We start from the raw sequence: 15972 nt of genomic DNA on the forward strand, positions 1-15972 counted from the left end.
CTCAGCTCGACTTCGAGAGCCGATAGTTACCGAGATACAAGACGTCCAGCCCCGAGCAGAAATAGGTGTGCAGCGCCTCCAGCGGTGCGTTCACCGTCGGCTGCTCGTTGATGTTGAGGCTGGTGTTGATCAGAACCGGCAACGAGGTCGCCTTCGCGAACTCGCCGATCAGGTGGCTATAGAGCGGGTTGCTGTCCGCATGGACGCTCTGGATGCGCGCGGTGTTGTCGACGTGGACCACCGCGGGCATGGTCTCGGCAACCTTCTGATTGACCGGGAACGTCACCACCATGAAGGGCGCGTCGAACGTGTCCTCGAAATACTCGGCCTGACTTTCGTACAGCACGGACGGACAGAACGGGCGGAATTCCTCGCGATATTTGATGGTGAGGTTGATGCGGTCCTTCATGCCCGCATGCCTGGGATCGGCCAGGATCGAGCGGTTGCCGAGCGCGCGCGGGCCATACTCCATCCGCCCCTGGAACCAGCCGACCGTCTTCTGCTCGGTCAAATCGGTGACGCAGCGCGACACGGGATCGTCGAGCAGCTCGAACCGCGCGCCGATCTTGTCCAGCATCTCCCGGATCGTGTCGTTGGAATATTCCGGTCCCCAATAGGCGTGCGTCAGCGGTGCGATGGCGTGGCCCGCCTCCGCGCATTTCATCATCGCGGCGCCGAGCGCCACGCCGGCATCATGCGGCACCGGCGGAACGTAGAGACGCTTGACGGACGGCTCGGCCGCAATCTCCATGTTCATCTTGCAGTTCAGCCCGACGCCGCCGGCGATGCAGACATCACCGGAGCCGGTCTCGGCAATCGCTGTGCGGATCACCTCGGTGGTGACGATCTCGAGCTGCTTCTGGCCGCTTGCGGCGATGTTGGTCAACCGCCGATCGAGCGGCTGACCGCGCAACCGCCGCGGGCCCAGAATCTCCTCCATCTTCTCGGTGAAGATGCGCTCCTGCCGCGTCGAGAAATCACTGGTGAAGATCTCGGCGTCGCGCCTGCGCTTGTCGAGCTCGGGATCGAGCTCGTAGTTGATGCCGTTCGGACGCAGCAGCTTGGCGAACTTGTCAAGATAGTCCGGGCTGCCATAGGACGACAGGCCCATGACCTTGTACTCGTCATTGGTCATCTGATAGCCGAGATACTGCGTCAGCATCCCGTAATAGAGCCCGAGACTGTTGTTGCGGCCGAACCGCGTCAGCACGCGGAAGTCGTTGCCGCGCGCATGGGCGACGAGACCGGAGCTGGAATCGCCCGAGAAATCGAAGCAGGCTACGGTCGCCTCCGAGAAACCGGAGCCGTAGAACGAGCTCGCGGCATGACAGAGGTGATGGTCGTAGAGCTCGATCTTCGGGCTGTGGCCGAACTGATACTTGAAATACTCGGTGAGACGCTGCGTGTAGTTGGTGTAGGTCTTCAGCGGCGAGCAGATCCAGTCGACGTCGCGCATGGTGATGCCGGCCTGCTTCAGGCAGAAGCCGATCGCCCCGCGCGGCAGCTCGCCGCGCGCATGTTTGGCCAGCGTGAAGCGCTCCTCCTCGGCAGCAGCGATCAGCTCCCCGTCGCGCAGCAAAACCGCTGCACCGTCGTGATGCCCGTGCTTGATCCCCGAGCTGATTCCGATCACATACATGTCGCGTGGACCCCTCGGGAGCCTTCTATAGAAACCGCGGCCAATGTAAATCGGCCCCGGCCCGACCGAAGCGCTCGACGCCGGCCATTTTGGCCCGATGCCGCCGGGCGCAGGAACCTTGCATCGCCCCTGCCGCTCCCGTATTACCAACCCTGCTGCGATATGGCCTGGAATTGGCCCTTCCTGGACCCCGAAACGTGCTTGAACGAACTCTCGTCACCATCGCCGAGACCGAGACCATTGAGGAAGCCTTCCGGCGCCTGAATGCGAACATGCTCGGCATCCTGTTTGCCCAGGACTCAAGCGGACGAATCGTCGGCGCCGTGACCGACGGCGACATCCGCAGGCGCATGCTGACCGGCACCACGATCCAGGACCGGGTTGCGACCTGCATCAATCGCAACTTCGTCTCGGCGAGGGCCGGCGGTCCGCGCGAGCAGATCCTCAAATTGCTCGATCAGCGCGTGCACGTGGTGCCGATCCTCGATGGTGAAGGCCGGCTCGTCGACGTGTTCAGCCGCGAGCTGTTCAATTTGTCCGAAGAGAGCGAGGTGTTCGCTCGCGCCCGCTCGCCGGTGCGGATCAGCTTCTCCGGCGGCGGCACCGACCTGACGCACTATTTCGTCGAAAATGACGGCGGCGCGGTCATCAACGCCACGATCAAGATGTACGCTCATGCGACGCTGCGGCGCCGGAGCGATTCCAGCATCCGGATCTATTCGCACGATTTCCGCAGCACGATCGAGGCCGACAATCTCGCAGAGCTCGGAACCGACGGGAATCTTGCACTGATCAAGTCCGTCGTGCGCCTGATCAAGCCGACTTACGGGTTCGAGCTCGAGGTCTCCGCCGACTTCCCGGTCGGCTCCGGCCTCGGCGGCTCGGCCGTGGTCACATCCGCCATCATCGGCTGCTTCAACGAATTCCGCGGCGACCAGTGGGACCGCCACGAGATCGCGGAGATGGCGTTCCAGGCCGAGCGGCTGATGCTCAACATCCCCGGCGGCTGGCAGGACCAGTACGCCACCGTGTTCGGCGGCTTCAATCACATGGAGTTCTTCTCCGACCAAAACACCATCGTGCCGCTGCGTCTCGACCCCAACATCATCGCCGAGCTCGAGGAGAGCCTGGTGCTCTGCTACACCGGCTCGGGCCGAGATTCCGGCGCCATCCACCGCGATCAGAAGGCACAGCACGAGACCAGCGACGCTGTCGCTGCGGCCGCCAAGCAGAAGGAAGTGACGCGCGACATCCGGCGGCATCTCCTGCGCGGCCAGCTCCTGGAATGCGGCCGGCTGATCGACGACGCCTGGCACGCCAAACGGAAGCTGAGCTCGAAGATCTCGTCGGACGCGATCGATGCGATCTACGATTTCGCCAAGCAGCATGGCGCGGTCGGCGGCAAGCTGCTGGGCGCCGGCGGCGGCGGTTACTTCATGTTCTTCGTACGTCCGTTCGAGCGCTACCAGCTCATCGCCGCGCTGGAACAACAGGGACATAGCTGTTCGCGCATCATGTTCGAAGAGAACGGGCTGCGAACGTGGAAGTCGCGCTTTCCCGCGCGATTTGCCTGACGGATATGAGACGAGAATGTTGATGACATCGCCCAAACAGCCTGCTCCGGTCCGCATCGGCAACCGTCTTCTGGCCGATGGCGAGCCCTGCTACGTCATTGCCGAGATCGGCAACAACCACAATGGCGACTTCGACCGCGCCATTGCGCTGGTCGATGCCGCGGTCGCAGCCGGTGCCGATTGCGCCAAGTTCCAGATGCGCAAGCTCGACGAGGTCTATCGTGCGTCGAGTCTGTCCGGAAAGGACGACGACCTCGCAGTCGAATACACGCTCGATCTGTTGCGCCGCTTCGAGCTTCCGACGGCGCAGCAGAAGAAGATCGCCGAATATTGCGCGGCCAAGGGCATCCAGTATCTCTGTACGCCCTGGGACGCGAGTAGTGTCGCCGTGCTCGAAGGTTTCGGCGTGCAGGCCTACAAGGTCGCCTCGGCGGACCTCACCAACCTGCCGCTGCTCGCGCGCCTCGCCGCCACTGGCAAGGCGCTGATCGTCTCGACCGGCATGAGCACCTCGGACGAGATCAAGGCCGCGGCGAAATTCCTCGACGAGCGCAACGCCGGCTACGTGCTCCTGCATTGCCAGAGCACCTATCCGGCCGCGCTCCACAACATCCATCTGCGTTTCATGGAAACGCTGCGCGAGATTCATCCGGTCGTCGGCTATTCCGGCCACGAGCGTGGCATTGCCGTCTCGACCGCCGCGGTGGCGCTCGGCGCCGTCGTGATCGAACGCCACATCACCCTCGACCGGGAAATGGAAGGTCCGGACCATGCTGCAAGCCTGGAGCCGGAGGAATTCAAGGCTCTCGTCTCGGGCATCCGCGAGGTGGAGGCGGCGCGCGGCGAAAAGCGGGTCGAGCGCGCGTTGAGCCAGGGCGAATTGATCAACCGCGAAAACCTGGCCAAGAGCCTGGTGGCCGCGCGCGACCTTTCGGCCGGCACCGTGATCTCCGAAGCCGACATCGCGGTGAAGAGCCCGGGACAGGGCCTGTCGCCGCTGAAGATGCCGGCGCTGCTCGGCCGCAAGCTGACGCGGACGATGGCGGCCGACGACTATTTCTTCCAAAGCGACCTCGACGAAGGCGCCGCAAAAGCACGGCGCTACCGCTTCGACCGTCCGTGGGGCGTGCCGGTGCGCTATCACGACGCCGAGCGCTTCCTGGAGATCTGCCAGCCCGACATCATCGAATTCCATCTCAGCTACACCGACATGGAGCGCGATCCCGCGGCGTATCTGTCCGGCACCTACGATCTCGGCTTCGTCGTGCATGCACCGGAGCTGTTTGCCGGCTCCAAGCTGATGGACCTGGCGACGCCCGACGAGGCGCTGCGGCGCTATTCGCTGGAGCAGACCCAGGCGGTGATCGACATTACCCGCGGCTTGAAGAAGTACTTCCCCAAGACCAAGCGCCCGCCCATCGTCGCCAATATCGGCGGCTTCACCATGGACGAGCCGCTGCCGCCGGAGGAGAAGGCCGAGCGCTACCGCATCTTCGCGCAGAGCTTGACCGAGCTCGACATGGAGGGCGTCGAGCTGACGCCGCAAACCATGGCGCCGTTCCCCTGGCATTTCGGCGGCCAGCGCCACCAGAATATCTTCATCTTCCCGGACGAGTCCGCCGCATTCTGCGCCAAGCATAACTTGCGCATGTGCGTCGACATCTCGCACACGAAACTCGCCGCCAATCATTTCGGCTTCGACTTTGCGCAAGGCCTCGCCCAGCTCGGGCCGCACACCGCGCATCTGCATTTCGGCGACGCCAAGGGGCTCGACGGCGAGGGTCTTCAGATCGGCGAAGGCGAGATCGATTTCGACGACATCGGACAGGTGCTGCGCAAGCACGCGCCGGGCGCTTCCTTCATTCCGGAGATCTGGCAAGGCCACAAGAACATGGGCGAAGGTTTCTGGACCGCGCTCGAGCGTCTCGAGGGACACATCTGATGGCGCGCCAGACGCTGGCCGTGATCGCCGCGCGCGGCGGCTCGAAGGGCATCCCGCACAAGAACCTGCTCGATCTCTGCGGCAAGCCGCTGATCGCCTGGACGGTCGAACAGGCACGCGCCGCACGCGGCGTCGATGTGGTAGCCGTGTCTTCGGACAGCGACCAGATCCTCGCCGCGGCTGAAGCCGCCGGCGCGGTCGGCGTGCGGCGCCCCGACGACATTTCCGGCGACCTCGCCTCCTCCGAATCTGCCTGGCTGCATGCGCTCGATGCGACCGATGCGCGGATGGGACGGTTCGAACGGATCGTCGCGCTCCAGGCGACATCGCCGATCCGCGAACCGGGCGACATCGAGAACGCGCTTGCGACCTTCGATCGCGATCATCTCGACAGCCTGCTCTCGGTTTGCGAGGTCGAGGATTATTTCAACTGGCATATCGGCGCGAACGGACCGGAGCCGATCAACTACGATTATCGCAACCGCCGCATGCGGCAGCAGATCGAGAAGCGCTATTTGGAGAACGGCTCGTTCTACGTCCTGATCCCATCCCTCCTGCGCGAGCAGAATAACCGTCTCGGCGGCAAGATCGGCTTTCACGTGATGGAACGTCACAAGATGTTCCAGATCGACCGTCCCGAGGACGTCAAGCTTTGTGCCGCCATCATGCGCAGTTACGGCTATGCCTGATCTCAGCGCCTTCTCGCTCAAGGACAAGATCGCGGTGGTGACCGGCGCCTCGCGCGGCATTGGCGCGGCGATTGCGACCGGCCTGCAGGAGGCCGGCGCAACGGTGTTCGGCCTCAGCCGTTCCGGGACCGCGCCGCAAGGTGTGGCCGCGCTTGCCTGCGATCTCTCCGACGACAAGGCGATCGAAAGCGCGTTCCGCACGATCGCGGCGCAAGGCGGCCGCATCGATGCACTCGTCAATGCCGCCGGCATCAGCCTTTCCCCACAGAGCGCCGAAAGCGAGCTCGCTCGCTTCCGCGCCACGGTCGCGACCGACCTCACCGGCGTCTACGCCACCATCCTCGCCGCCTATCCGCTCTTGAAGAAGGCGGGCTCGGCCGCGATCGTCAACGTCACCAGCATCAACTCGATTCGCGGCTTTCCCGGCAATCCGGGCTACGTGGCGGCGAAGGCGGGTCTTGCCGGGCTGACGCGCGCGCTCGCCGCCGACTATGCGCCCGACGGCATCCGCGTCAACGCGCTTGCGCCGGGCTATGTCGCGACCGAGATGACTGCAAAGAGCTTTGCCGACCCAGTCATGCACGAAGAGAGGCGCCGTCACACCATGCTCGGCCGCTGGGGACAGCCCGCCGACATGGTGGGAGCCGCCGTCTTCCTGGCGTCGGAAGCCTCCGCCTATGTGACCGGCCAGGAGATCTTCATCGACGGCGGCTGGATCGCCAAGGGCCTCGCCATCAGTTCGGATAGCAAATCGTGACCGCAACGCTGCAACGCATCGGCTTCATGCAAGGACGGCTGTCGGCTCTGGTCGACGGCAAGATCCAGGCGTTCCCCTGGGACGAGTGGCGGGACGAGTTTCCCCGCGCGAAGGAGCTCGGCCTGACGCGGATGGAATGGACCATCGACCAGGAACGGCTGCGCGAGAACCCGCTGACGACCGAGCCGGGGCAGCAGGAGATTCTGGCGCTGTCGCACGAGAACGGCGTGCGCATCCCGAGCCTGACCGGCGACTGCTTCATGCAGGCACCGTTCTGGAAGGTCGATGCCGTCGTGCGCGACGCACTCGTCGCCGACCTCGATCTCCTGGTCGCCGCCTGCAGCCGCATCGGCATCGAATTCGTCGTGATCCCGCTGGTCGACAACGGCAAGATCGAGCGCGAGAGCGAGCGCGATACGTTGATGCGTGTGCTGCTCGCACGCTCCGAACAGTTGAAAAGAAGAAGCGTCAAGATCGTCTTCGAATCCGATCTGCCGCCGGACGAGCTTGCCCGGTTCATGGAGGCATTTCCGGCCGAAATTTTCGGCATCAACTACGACAGCGGCAACAGCGCTTCGCTCGGCTATGACAGCGACGAGGAGATCGACGCCTACGCGCCGCGCATTCTCAACGTGCACGTCAAGGACCGCATTCGCGGCGGCACCACCGTGCCGCTCGGCACCGGCAACGCCGACCTTGCCAAGACGATCCGGCTGATCGAGCGCTCCGGCTACAAGGGCCAGTACATCCTGCAAACCGCACGCGCGGCCGACGGCGACCATGCGGGCGCACTGGCGAAATATCGCGACATGACGGTCGGCTGGATCGAGGACGCGGTGCGATGAAGCTCGATCTGACCGATCGTGTCGCGCTCGTCACCGGCGCCAGCCGCGGGATCGGGCTTGCGATCGCGACGACGCTCGCCGCTGAAGGCGCAAAAGTCGCGCTCGCGGCACGTGGTGCCGAGGCGCTGAACACCGCGCGCACGAGCGTTGGGGGCATCTCGTCCGTCCACGTCGCCGACGTCACTGACCCCGCCGCTGCGAAAGCACTGGTCGAGGACGTGGAGAAGCAATGGGGCCGGCTCGATATCCTCGTCAGCAATGTCGGCAGCGGCGCCTCCGTGCCGCCCGGCAAGGAAACCGCAGCGGAATGGTCGCGGGTGATGGACCTCAATCTGTTCGCCGCGACCAACATGATCGAGGCCGCCCGGCCGCTGATGGCGCGCGGCAGCGGCGACCGCGCCATCGCCTGCATCTCCTCGATCGCAGGCATGGCGGCGCTTGGCGCGCCCGTCACTTACCATGCGGCGAAAGCCGCGCTGAACGCGACCGTGCGCGGCCTGGCGCGGCCTCTGGCGCTCGAAGGCATTCGCATCAATGCGGTTGCGCCGGGCAACATCCTGTCGGCGGACGGCACCTGGGCGCGCAAGCTTGCGGAAAACAGTGCCGCGGTCGAGGAAATGCTCGTGCGCGACGTGGCGCTGCGCCGCCTGGGCAAGCCGGAAGAGATAGCCGACCTCGTCGCTTTTCTCGTCTCGCCCCGCGCGGCATTCATCACCGGCAGCATCATGGTCGCCGACGGCGGCCAGTTGCGGTAGCTGAACAGGAGCCTTCGAATGGCAAGCCCGTCTTCGCGCTATGACCTGACCGGCCGCACCGCGCTCGTGACCGGCGCAGGCGGCCTGCTCGGGCGGCAGCATGTCGCCGCCCTTACAGAGGCAGGTGCACGCGTCGTCGTCACCGACGTCGAGCTTCCTCAAGCCGAAGCCGCTGTCGCCGCACTCAAGCAGACCGCGCCGTCCTCAGATCTGATCGCGCTCGAGATCAACGTCACCTCGCTCAACTCGGTTCGCGCCGCCAATGAGCAGCTGGCAGGCCGCGGCCTTACCGTCGACATCCTCGTCAACAACGCCGCGATCGATCCGAAGGTGACGTCGAGCCCGGGCGTCATGCACTCCTCGCGCTTCGAGGCGTTTCCGGTGCCGCAATGGCAAACCGAAATTGCCGTCGGCCTGACCGGCGCGATGCTGTGCGCGCAGGTGTTCGGCGGCGAGATGGCCAGACGGGGCCGTGGCGTGGTCCTCAACATCGCCTCCGATCTCGGCGTGATCGCGCCGGACCAGCGGCTCTACCGCCAGCCGCAGGTGACGCGCGAAGAAGAACAGCCGGTGAAGCCCGTGACCTATTCGGTGATCAAGCACGGCTTGATCGGGCTGACGAAATATCTGGCAACCTACTGGGCCGATCACGGCGTGCGCGTCAACGCGATCTCGCCGGGGGGCGTCTTCAACAACCAGGACCCGGCCTTCGTCGAACGACTGACGCGCTTGATCCCGATGGGGCGGATGGCCGATGTCGACGAATATCGCGCGGCAGTGCAGTTCCTCTGCTCGGACGCCTCGAGCTACATGACCGGGCAGAATCTCGTCATGGATGGCGGGCGGAGCGTCTGGTAGCCACGCGGAGCATGAGGATGGCGAGACCGCACTCGCCGCCCCTTCAGCGGTGATCCAGGGCAGCACCGGCCTCAGCCGCTACCGGCTTGCGCCTCGCTCTTGCCTTCCAGCAATTTCCCAAGCCCTTCACTAGCCACGAAGACGAGCCCCGCGAGCCCAGGTATGATGAGCCGGGTCTCGGAGAAATCCGCTATGAAAAAGACGAGCCCCACATGGATCAAGCAAGCCGAACCGACTACGGCGATCGTCCGGGTCAAGGCAAATGTCCTCACGATCGCGATCACGAGCACGGGACTGGCGATCGCCACCACGAGCTTCATGGCTAGAAGATTGCCGACGAGCTTGCTGAAGTCGCCATTGGTGACCAGGAATGACCTGTAATCCGTTCCTGGATGCATCCAGATCAGCGTCTTTGGCACGGCCAGCGAGATGCCGACCAGCAAAGCGAACACGACCCACTCCTTCAGTGTCGGCCATCGCCGCTCGAAAGCCGCGAGGGCCAGCAGCGAGAACGCCGAAGCGAACACGACATCGGTCCGCCCGAAACTGATGATCAGTCCGGAAATGATCGCGGCGGGATATCGCCGCGACGTCAGCAGAAAGAGCTGCCAGAACAAGCCGCCAGCAATGAAGACGGGACCCATGCGTCCCGGGTAGATCGCGATCTGGGTGTAGAACGCAAAAGTCAGCAGACAGAGCCACGTCGCAGTCGGCGAAAGAAGCAGCGTCGCCAGCGCAAAGACGGCGAGAAACGACAGAGAATCGAACAAATAGTTGGCGATGATGTGGGTGTGGAACGTCGAGCCGCCGTGGGTGCGATCGTCGCCGAATATCTGGACGTAGGCCTCGGTAATCTTGGCGAGCAACGGCCGCATGACGCCTTCGACGGCGTCCATATGGGCAAACTCGCGCTCGTGATCGAGGCTGAACTGCAGTTGCTCACGCAGCAGGTTGGCTTCGTGCGCAGTGATGGACAACGCAAGGCAGCAACTGACGAGCAGTCCCAGTGCGACTGGATTGAAGAAGCTCCGTCTCACCTTGAACAGGAGCAGCAGCGGAACGAGCGCGACGGCCACGTAGAAGGCTATTCCGGCGTACCGCAGCAGGCCCGGGAGATAGCGGTCGGATACATTCACCCAATACCAGGTGATGACCAGAACGTTCGAGATGACCCAGAACCCCAGCACCAGGCCGAGGGATGGAGTCTTCATGTGATCGTCAAACTTCAGCAACCGGCCAAGACCGCCGGACCATGACAGCATTGCCCCGTGCTCCGACAATCGATTTCCTTGATCAATGCTGGAGAATGCCGGCGAGGTTCATGTGCGCGGGCCGCGAGTGCTCGATGCCCAGCAACGTCCGCCGATTGTCGTTCGTGCGCTGCAAGTGCAGGCTCGCGAGCGTCATTCCGGTGCAAGTGGTAACTGTGGTCCCGCGGCCGCCGAACGGCTTGAGAAAGTCGAACACGCGACTGCCGAACATGTCGACGACCGACACCTCTCGCGCACCGAGCGGCGGGATCTCGCCGAAATCGCCCTCGATCTGCTCGCCGTCCTCGCGGATCAGCTTCGACGTCGGCCGCGCCGCATGAGCATACTCTGGGTCGGAGGAGTGATTGATCAGCATCACGCTGCTGACGATCTCGCTGGTCGCAATGATCTTCGGATTGATCCCGGTGAACCCGACATGCGCCTTGAGCCTGCCTTCGTTCAAGGGCCGGGCAAACGCGCCGGTGCGGTAGATCGCGACGTTGTCCTGATCGACATAGGTCATCGAATAGCTGGCAGGCGAGGAACGGAAGCCGTCCATCCGCCCGCGCGACATCACGGCGATGACCAGATAATCGTGCTGCGGGAGCTTGAGCGAGGCGAAAAGGCGCGACAGCTCGATCTCGACGGAGGCGCCCGGCGCGTAGTCTTCCGGAAACTCGTAGGTCGCCCGGTAGTCGCCGTCGCGCGACAGGATGTGCAGCTTGAACCTGAGCTTTTTGCTGAAGCCCGAGGCGACCAGGCTGGCGAGCTCGGGAACGAGATCCTTGACCGTTTCGCGAAAATTCTTGCGCAGGCTGCCGGCGACGAGACTGCGGAGATACTTGATGTCGACCGGACGATACCAGGCAGGGATCGAAAAACCCATGCGCGACTCGACACCCGCGAAAGTCGGGAACATGAATCTGGGCTCGTAGGGCTTCCAGGGGCTGGACGAGAAACGTGTCACGGGCGCGCCCCTAAAAATGATGCAGGCTGAACTTGCCGTTGGCAAATTCATAATAGCTGAACGGACTTGCGATGTTGGTGCCCTTGAATTCCAGGGCGAAACCTTCGGCCGCACCGATCAGCCGTTCAGCCTCGGGGAAAAGGTCCAGCGTGCTGATGCGGATGGCGCCCATCGGCGCGATCTCCGGTATCTCGCGCTGACCCAATGCCGTGCCGTCCAAGGCCATGAGCCGTGCCGTCCCGACCGAGACGCCTTCGGACGCCATGCAGGAGTTCACGAGCACCACGCCGGACTCCTTCAGGAAGCGCGTGAGATAGGATTGCATCCAGGCGGAGGTCGGGAACGGCGCTGCCGCGACCGGTTCGCGCTCGTGCGACAACGTTATCGCACCGTGCTGCGAGAAATATTGTGCGTAATAGCCGGTCGTTACCTTGCGTCCGGGACGAAGCTTGGTCTCGTGCTTCGGGACCAGCGCCATCGCGACCGTTCCCGAAACGCGCGGACACAGCTCCGAAGTCTGCAATTGCAATTGTCCGTTGACGCCAAGTTCCCTGTGGAAATATCCAGCCGGCCTGCCCGCTCCGTCGAAGAGCCAGACGTGAGCATCCACCTCCGGATGATCCTTCATGAAGACCGAGAAGTAGTTGAATGCGCAGACTTCCGTCGTGACGGTCTCGTCATTGCGCAGATAGAGCACGGCGGGCGGATAGCCCCTTGCGACGGCCTCGCCAATCAGCAATTCACCGGGCATTCGACAAAACTCGGCGGGAGGGCAAGGGATCGGCACAGACCGAACCGGCCGGCGGCTTTGGACAAATCATACGCGATGTTCTTGCCCGCATGCTAAAACGTCGACGCGATTTCAGGGCCTGTTTACGCTGAGCCGACAGGAGAATCAACCGGGAACGGCGTCGCATCGAGCGGCTCCAAAGAGACGGCGCGAGCACCGTCGTCACGCTCGAGATCAGCCAGTCTTTGCGGCCGCGTGGCAGCGGACAAGGCGTGGCAGCCAGACAAGATGACGCTCCGCTTCCGGTACAGGTCCCCGCGATCCTGCCAGCCCTGGAATCCTTGCATTGCCGCTGCGCCTCCCGTATGACCGAATCCGGCTACGTGACCTGGTACCCGCCTGAAAACAGGCCGGAACATCGGCCTTTCCTGGATCCACACCGTGCTTCAGCGACTGCTCCTCAGCATCACTCCAATCACGGCGTCCATTCCGCCGGGGAAACGCTGACGTGCGCTGGCAAACAAAGGCGCGGGCGTTCTCGGTGCTGTCGAATATCCCCTGGGGCGAAGGCCTGCACTACGCCCTGCAGCGCTACGTCACACGCCGGCTGCCGCGCCCCGAAAAGCAGGTCAGATCCATCTACACCCTGGCGCAGCGGCTACTGGCCGTTCACGAGCAGTACAGTTTGCGGCCACTGCAGGATTCGACCTGCTTCGAGTTCGGCGCCGGACGCGATCTGATCGTTCCGCTGGCTTTCAGCGCTCACGGGGCCCGGCGCTTCATCACCGTCGACATCGAGCGCCTGGCCAAGCTGGAGCTGATCCGCTCCAACGCCGCCATCGTTTCTCGATTGAGCGGCACTGACCACGCCGACATAAATTCCCTGGAGGACCTCGAACCTTCGTGGAGGATCGACTATCGCGCACCGGCCGATGCCCGGACGACGGGTCTGCCCGCCGCCTCGATCGACTGCGCTGTCTCCGTCGAAACGCTCGAGCACATTCCCAAGCGCGACATCGCGGCAATCTTGAAGGAGCTGCGGCGCATCATGCGTCCTGACGGACTGGTCCTCATGCAAATCGACTATGGCGACCATTTCAAAGGCTTCGATCCGTCCATCAGTTCATTCAACTTCCTGACATATTCCGATGCGGATTGGGCGCCCTTCCAGTCGCGCTTCCAATACGTCAATCGCCTGCGCCACAGCGAATATCTGCAGCTGTTCAGGGAGGCGGGGTTTCAACTGCTCAGCGACCAACCTGACCGCCGGCCGCCGGAGCGGCATATCCTGGAACGACTGGCGCCATGCTTCAAAGACTTCTCCGAAGAGGATCTTTTTACGCTCGGCTCGCTGATCGTTGGCCGCCCGGCCGACCTATCGATAGGAAACTGAAGATCGCCATTTCCCGGTTGCTTTGCCGAAGCCCATTGTAGAGACCTCGCGATGTGGACGACCACATTTGTCCTGACGCTTCTGTTCTTCCTGATGCAGCTCGGGACCGGATTTTCGATCCTGACCATTGCGTCAACGAAATTCATCGAGGTGTGCCGGCTCACGAAGGCTCAGTTCGTCGTTCTCGGATTTACGGTTGGCGCCTCCACAACGGGCATCCTGCTCGGACTGCTCTCGCTATTCGTAAACGATATGTGGCTTCAGTTCGCCGCGATGCTTGCCGTCTCCGGCTTCGGCCTTGCCTGGTCATGGCCGAACTGGCGTCCGAACTCCGGCGAGATACGCGCCGCCGCTACTTGGTGCATGCTGGCGCTGCCGATTGCGCTCCTGACATGGTGGTGGTCCTTCGGCGCATTTTCCAGCTTTCCCTACGGGGACATCGGCGCGGATGTTCACTGGATGAAGACCGCGCAAGAGTACGCCGACAGTGGCGTCATCAATCCCTACGCGGCCCAATCCTATGTCGATCTTCGTTCAGCACTGGCAGGCTCCCTCGCCGGAACGCTGGGCCTGGATCTTCTGAGATTCAGCTGGACCTATCGCTTCTTCTCGATCCTGTTCTTCCTGTTGGCGTCCTATGCCTTCGTGCAGGGCATCTATTCCACGTCTCCGCGAAAATGGATCGCCTTCTTCTTCGCCGCGACCGGCAACGCAGTCGTGTTGATGACAAACGGCAGCCTGGCTGTCGCCAGCAGCGTCGTGTTTCTCGGCGTGCTGATGAGCAATTCGAAGCGGACCGCAACCGAACTGTCGACGCGATCCGTTTTGCCGCTGGCGGTTATCGCCGGCGCGACGCTTTTGCTCGCGTTCGCATTCAACAACAACACGCTTGTACTTGCGTTGCTTATGGCCGGGCTACTCGTGGTCAGGATCCTGAGCAACACCGAAAAATATGCAGGGCTTGTCCTTCTTGGCTGGATCTGGCCGGCAACGCTGCTGCTTGCACATCGCGGCTCCTTCCTGTTCGTTCCAACCGTCCTGGCCAGTTGGCTTCTGTATCTTGCCATCGTGCGGATGATCTCCGCCTGGCCGTCCGCCAGCATCGCGACCCTGCGATTTTTGTCCTTCGCGCTGCCCCTGATCATTGGCGGAATTGTCGTCTGCGTTGCGGGAATGCGCTTCGGCTACATTCCGCAGATGAGCGCCAACGACACGTTCTCCTCGATTACGGGCCTGATCCTGGGCAGACGGATCGAGGGTGGCGAAGAGCTGTTCTTGGGCTCCGGACCACAGGTCGCCACGATCGAGCTTGGCCGGGCGATGGGGCCGCTTTTCACCATCTGCATCACACTGGGCGTTGCATGGTGGTCGATGACCCGGCCTGTCTTCCGCGGTCCCTCGGGGACGATCGGACCTCAAAGCGAAGGCTTCGCGACACTCGTGTGGTCCTGGATTGCCGGCTGCGGCCTGATGCTCGCCGTACTCTCGGGCTTCCCCTTCCTGTACCGCATCAGCACGATCATAATGTCGCTGTTCACGATCACGGCCGCTGAGACTTTTTGTCAGCTGCTGATCGATTTCAGACCTTCCCGATATCGACGGGTGCTGATTGCGGCAACCATTACGCTGTTTGCGACTGCTCTTGTGGTTCTGATCTACGCCTTTGCCTGGCGTGCCGACCTTCCTTTTGCCGGCTACCAGGCGTTCCTGCGACCGACGGAAATCGCAGGCATCGTGCTGCTCACGATACTCGCGCTGTCGACTCTCGCCCGGTCGAGACGGATCTACGTTTACGGTCTGGTGGGGGTCGTGGGATTGGGCGTGGCGGTCGACAGGATTGGTCTGTCCGGCATTGTCAGGAGCTACAGTTACGGCGCGCTTCCCGACCGCACTGCAGTCGTTTCACACTACAACGCCGACGATCTTGAAGTCGCTCGCTGGCTCCGCGACAATCTACGAAAGGGAATCATTCTTTCGGACCCATATACGATGGGCATCGTTCAGGCGGTCACGGGCGCTCCGGCCGCCTATCTGTTCTCCAATCTGGACACTGTGAATGAAGCGGTCGCGAAGCGGACAAAATCGGTGGTGCGCACGATGCTGCAGCCTGCCGAAGGACGTCAACGGCTTGAAGACGCTTGCAGCTTGATCGCACCGCTGGTGGGAGCAATCAATTCGGAGACCTTCTTCCAGATGCGAAGGGCCGATGCTTTGGGCGGGATGATGCGATCCGTCCGCACCGTAACGGCACCGCTTCCGGAGACGGCGCAACCGTCTGCCGACGCAGGCGCCTCGGTGATCCCGGAACTCTCGGGTGAGGAAGCCAAGTCCACGATCCAGAATATCCTGGAAGCGGGTGATAACGCCTGGAACCTGGTCGCGATCATCACGCCCCGCACGATCGCCTGGACACATCTCGCAGCCGACCAGCGCCTCAGCTATTTTCCTCCCGTCGAGCCGCTCGAGCCTGCGGTCATCGATGCGTTGCGCACCGGCCCGTTTCCAGTTCTGTTTGCCAACAGGCAGGCTGCGGTCGTTCGCATTCCCTGCTCGCGCTGATATGAAGTGGACCG

13 protein-coding genes are annotated in these 15972 nt (G+C 63.0%); 9 read left to right on the forward strand and 4 right to left on the reverse strand.

The window, feature by feature from the left end; translation table 11 throughout:
* Position 1: 1 nt before the first annotated feature.
* Complete coding sequence (locus tag XH81_RS00790) at positions 2 to 1639, reverse strand: carbamoyltransferase family protein (protein ID WP_271595634.1); 1638 nt, start codon at positions 1637 to 1639, stop codon at positions 2 to 4.
* Between the two features lie 197 nt (positions 1640 to 1836).
* Here XH81_RS00790 and XH81_RS00795 point away from each other — a divergent pair, with 197 nt between their 5' ends.
* The 7 genes from XH81_RS00795 to XH81_RS00825 are packed head-to-tail and all read left to right on the forward strand — an operon-like array spanning position 1837 to position 9059.
* Positions 1837 to 3213, forward strand: coding sequence for a GHMP family kinase ATP-binding protein (locus XH81_RS00795; RefSeq protein ID WP_097668500.1), 1377 nt, complete (start codon positions 1837 to 1839; stop codon positions 3211 to 3213).
* Between the two features lie 22 nt (positions 3214 to 3235).
* Positions 3236 to 5155: an N-acetylneuraminate synthase family protein gene (locus XH81_RS00800; RefSeq protein WP_245448747.1), complete on the forward strand. Its 1920-nt coding sequence runs from the start codon at positions 3236 to 3238 to the stop codon at positions 5153 to 5155.
* Positions 5155 to 5844, forward strand: coding sequence for an acylneuraminate cytidylyltransferase family protein (locus tag XH81_RS00805; protein ID WP_271595635.1), 690 nt, complete (start codon positions 5155 to 5157; stop codon positions 5842 to 5844). The genes XH81_RS00800 and XH81_RS00805 overlap by 1 nt, the downstream gene beginning before the upstream one ends.
* Positions 5837 to 6601, forward strand: a complete 765-nt coding sequence (locus tag XH81_RS00810) for an SDR family oxidoreductase (protein ID WP_271595636.1) — start codon at positions 5837 to 5839, stop codon at positions 6599 to 6601. The genes XH81_RS00805 and XH81_RS00810 overlap by 8 nt, the downstream gene beginning before the upstream one ends.
* Positions 6598 to 7446: a sugar phosphate isomerase/epimerase family protein gene (locus XH81_RS00815; protein WP_271595637.1), complete on the forward strand. Its 849-nt coding sequence runs from the start codon at positions 6598 to 6600 to the stop codon at positions 7444 to 7446. Before XH81_RS00810 ends, XH81_RS00815 begins: the two co-directional genes overlap by 4 nt.
* Positions 7443 to 8201 carry an SDR family NAD(P)-dependent oxidoreductase gene (locus XH81_RS00820; RefSeq protein ID WP_095425628.1) on the forward strand — a complete coding sequence of 253 codons (759 nt, stop codon included), beginning with the start codon at positions 7443 to 7445 and terminating at the stop codon, positions 8199 to 8201. The genes XH81_RS00815 and XH81_RS00820 overlap by 4 nt, the downstream gene beginning before the upstream one ends.
* Positions 8202 to 8219: 18 nt before the next feature.
* Positions 8220 to 9059, forward strand: coding sequence for an SDR family oxidoreductase (locus XH81_RS00825; protein WP_097668495.1), 840 nt, complete (start codon positions 8220 to 8222; stop codon positions 9057 to 9059).
* Positions 9060 to 9130: 71 nt separating this feature from the next.
* Here the strand turns inward: XH81_RS00825 and XH81_RS00830 are convergent, their stop codons facing one another.
* The 3 genes from XH81_RS00830 to XH81_RS00840 form a co-directional block, all read right to left on the reverse strand.
* Complete coding sequence (locus XH81_RS00830; protein ID WP_179879899.1) at positions 9131 to 10270, reverse strand: hypothetical protein; 1140 nt, start codon at positions 10268 to 10270, stop codon at positions 9131 to 9133.
* Between the two features lie 82 nt (positions 10271 to 10352).
* Positions 10353 to 11195: a hypothetical protein gene (locus XH81_RS00835; protein ID WP_271595638.1), complete on the reverse strand. Its 843-nt coding sequence runs from the start codon at positions 11193 to 11195 to the stop codon at positions 10353 to 10355.
* Positions 11196 to 11286: 91 nt separating this feature from the next.
* On the reverse strand, positions 11287 to 12027 hold the full coding sequence (locus XH81_RS00840) for a hypothetical protein (RefSeq protein ID WP_161966398.1): 741 nt from the start codon (positions 12025 to 12027) through the stop codon (positions 11287 to 11289).
* 487 nt (positions 12028 to 12514) lie between these two features.
* Here XH81_RS00840 and XH81_RS00845 point away from each other — a divergent pair, with 487 nt between their 5' ends.
* Both XH81_RS00845 and XH81_RS00850 read left to right on the forward strand, forming a co-directional pair.
* Positions 12515 to 13399, forward strand: a complete 885-nt coding sequence (locus tag XH81_RS00845; protein ID WP_161966397.1) for a class I SAM-dependent methyltransferase — start codon at positions 12515 to 12517, stop codon at positions 13397 to 13399.
* A gap of 51 nt (positions 13400 to 13450) precedes the next feature.
* Complete coding sequence (locus tag XH81_RS00850; protein ID WP_097668492.1) at positions 13451 to 15958, forward strand: hypothetical protein; 2508 nt, start codon at positions 13451 to 13453, stop codon at positions 15956 to 15958.
* Positions 15959 to 15972: the final 14 nt, after the last annotated feature.

The sequence above is a fragment of the Bradyrhizobium sp. CCBAU 25360 genome, assembly GCF_028128695.1.
In the GTDB taxonomy this organism is placed as follows: Bacteria; Pseudomonadota; Alphaproteobacteria; order Rhizobiales; family Xanthobacteraceae; genus Bradyrhizobium; species Bradyrhizobium ottawaense.